This is a genomic window from Larkinella sp. C7 (assembly GCF_006149005.1).
Classification (GTDB): Bacteria; Bacteroidota; Bacteroidia; order Cytophagales; family Spirosomataceae; genus Larkinella.
Map to the genome: position 1 here is coordinate 1 of NZ_VBSL01000132.1, position 500 is coordinate 500.

1 protein-coding gene and 1 pseudogene are annotated in these 500 nt (G+C 43.2%); both read right to left on the bottom strand.

All coding sequences use genetic code 11. From position 1 onward, the window contains the following. On the bottom strand, positions 1-356 hold a 356-nt coding region (locus FH871_RS34740; RefSeq protein WP_369008814.1), incomplete at its 3' end, for a CBS domain-containing protein. Positions 357-401: 45 nt separating this feature from the next. Further along, positions 402-500, bottom strand: a pseudogene (locus tag FH871_RS34745) (ABC transporter ATP-binding protein); the annotation flags it as partial.

Consider the following 500-nt stretch of genomic DNA (forward strand, 5'->3'; position numbering starts at 1 on the left):
CCTTCTACTTCAATACCCTGTTTGGTAAGGGCTTCAATCACACGACCCTTGATAATAACACCAACAGGACGCTTATTTTCATTCAAAACAGCAATCGGAGCTGCTGAGTCATAAATCAAAGGCAGAATATCCGTCAACACCATATCCTGAGGCACAGTCCGAATATTAGGATCAACAACATCAGCCAGTTTCTTGCCTGCCTTACGAGCATCATAAGCTGCATCAGCAGAAATAACCCCTAAAAGCTGCCGTTTCCGATTGGTAGCAACCAACATGGACACTTCTTCTATATCCATCCGCTTCAGAGCTACATTAGGGCCGTCACTGTCAACATTTGCAGTAATTGGCTTAATCATAATATTTTGAGCCGTTAATACTTTAGAGCGATCGACATCTTCAACAAACTCTCGAACAAAATCATTGGCTGGTTGGGTCAAGATTTCTTCACCCGTACCAATTTGCATGATTTGGCCATCCTTCATCAGAGCGATTCTGTCACC